The 2586-nt window shown below is 74.1% G+C and carries 1 protein-coding gene and 1 pseudogene; both read right to left on the bottom strand.

The features are described from left to right. Window positions 1-373 precede the first annotated feature (373 nt). Window positions 374-1717: an MFS transporter gene (locus IN07_RS13410; RefSeq protein WP_064972410.1), complete on the bottom strand. Its 1344-nt coding sequence runs from the start codon at window positions 1715-1717 to the stop codon at window positions 374-376. A 192-nt stretch (window positions 1718-1909) separates the two neighbouring features. Continuing rightward, window positions 1910-2586 (bottom strand): annotated as a pseudogene (locus IN07_RS13405) (peptide chain release factor 3); the annotation flags it as partial.

Genomic DNA, 2586 nt, shown 5'->3' with positions numbered 1-2586 from the left:
ATGGAGAAGCTGATCGCCTCGGGGATCAACGCGAGGGCCACGACGATCCCGGCGAGGATCTCGGTGCGGGCCACCTTCGGCGCCAGCCACGCGGGGCGGCCGAGTGCGGAGAGTGCGGTCGGGAGGGACATGCCACCGTCTTCGGGTCGTGCGCCGTCGGCGCGGGGGTCCGCGCGAGCGCGTGCCTACGAGGGGTTGGTGCGGCGGTGCACCGAGGGTCGGGAGGGCATCGGTCGCAGGTCGACAGCGACCCGAGCGCGGGCTCCTCCGCGCGAACGCCCGGGACAATCTAACCCTGACGTGAGGTAGTTGTTGCATCACCACGACGGGTGGTTGGTCACAGCGACCATCGGGCGTCGGCCCGGGACGGCGCTCAGCCCGGCTCGGCCTGGGGGCGACCGGCGGTGGCAGGCGCGGACCCGAACTCCTCCGTGACGACGGGCGAGTCGTCCACCGGCGGTAGGGGGTCGACCGTGGGTGCGGCGTCCACCGGCGGCATCGGGCCGTCCTCCGGCGTAGGGGCGGGGGGTGCCGGCAGCGTCGGCGTGGGGAGCACCAGGGCCGCCAGTGCGACCAGCAGCGGGAGGGCCGCTCCGCCGAGGAGGGCCGCGCCGTACCCGTCGGTGGCGTCGTGCACCACCGCGAAGGCCACCGGCCCGAAGGCGGTCGAGCCGACGCTCACCGCGGCCACGACCCCGCGGATGGTGCCCAGGTGGGTGGTCCCGAAGTAGCGCGGGAAGGCGCCCGCCTCCAGGGTGCGGATCGCGCCACCGGAGGCGCCGATGAGCACGCCGAACCCGATCGCCGACCAGCCCGGGTCGACCGACGTCCCCCACAGCAGGCCGGCGGTGAGGGCGAGCATGCAGGCGCTGGTGAGCCAGCGGCTGTTGACCCGGTCGACGAGGGCACCGATCGCCAAGGTGGCCAGCAGGGACGCCACGGTCTGCGGGAGGAAGTTCGCCGCGGCGGCACCAGCGCTCAGCCCCCGCTCGCCGAGCAGGTCGATCTGGTGGAAGGCGACGGCGGTGGACAGCATCCCCGAGACGGCGACCCCCGAGACGACCACCCAGAAGAACGGCGTCCGGACCGCCTCGCCGAGCGTGCGGCCCACCGGTGCCGCCGGTGCGGCGGCATCGGTGACCTGCTCGCCGTCCGGGCGCTGACCGAGGGACGCCGGGTCGTTGCGCACGCCGAACAGCGCCAGCGGGACGACGATCAGCCACACGGCCACACCCTCGACCGCCCACGCGGTCCGCCAGCTGGTGGCGGAGATGAGCGCCTCGAGCCCGATCGGCGCCAGGGAGATGCACGCCGCACCGGTCGCGGAGACGAGTCCGAGCGCCAGCCCCCGGCGCCGGGTGAACCAGACGGCGACCGCGGTCGTCGCGGTGAGCCCGAGGGCACCCTGACCGGCCATCCGGACGCCGACGAAGCCCGCGGTCAGGCCGACCAGGCCGGAGACCGCGGCCAGGCCGAGCAGCACCGTGCCGAAGACGGCGCCGATGACGGCCATGGTCGCCCGGGTGCCAAACCGGTCCAGTGCCCGTCCGACCAGGGGCATGGCCGCAGCGCCGATCAGCGTGCCGATCAGGTAGGCGGTGGAGATGGCCGACCGGCTGATGCCCAGGTTCTCGGTCATCGGGTCGATGAACGCGGAGATCGCCGCGGTCTGCCCGGGCGCGGTGGCTGCCAGCGCGACCGCCGAGACGCCCACCATGTGCCAGCCGTAGAAGCCCTCGGGTCCACGGGGGCCGTCCCGGCGGGGGCTGCGGGTCGTGGAACGCGAGCGGGCGGGAACCGAGCGGGACGTGGGAGTGCCTCTCCTGGTGGGTCTGCGGCTGGTGGGTCTGCGGCGCAGACAGGGCAGGCGTCGTCGGCTGCTCGTGGACGGGTGTCGCGGTCGCGCGGCTCAGTCGAGCTGTGCGGCCACCATGGGCTCGAGGGTGAGCTCGGGGCTGCGCTGCTGGAGCGAGCGCAGGTCCCACTTGTCCCGGAACAGTGCCAGCAGCTCCCCGTTCCCGCGCGCCAGGATCTCCGCGCCACGCGCCGCGGCGACCGCGGGGGCGGAGTCGGCGTCGGTGCGCACCGCGACCGTGTACGGCAGCGGTTCCAGCGCGACCGGTGAGTGGAACTCGTGCTCCATCCGGTGGGCGGCGACCTCGAACTGCATGGGGCCGACGACGGCGAGCACGGGTGCCTGGTCGCCGCGGCGGTCCGAGCGCAGGACCTGCACGACCCCTTCGGACTCCAGCTGGTCGATCCCCCGCCGGAACTGCTTGTGCCGGCCGGTGTCCATCGCCCGGGCCACGGCGAAGTGCTCGGGCGCGAAGGTCGACAACGGTGGGTAGGTGACCGGAGGGCCGGTGAACAGGGTGTCGCCGACCCCGAGGGCAGCGGCGTTGACCAGGCCGACGACGTCGCCGGGGTGGGCGAGGTCGATGCTCTCCCGTTCGCGGCCGAACACGTGCTGGGCGTACTTGGTGGCGAACGGGCGTCCCGTGGAGCTGTTGGTCACGACCATGCCGCGCTCGAAGACGCCGGAGCAGATCCGGATGTAGGCCAGCCGGTCGCGGTGGGCGGCGTCCA

It is taken from the genome of Modestobacter caceresii (assembly GCF_000761485.1).
GTDB classification, from domain to species: Bacteria; Actinomycetota; Actinomycetes; order Mycobacteriales; family Geodermatophilaceae; genus Modestobacter; species Modestobacter caceresii.
This window is presented reverse-complemented; position numbering and strand designations above follow the sequence as displayed.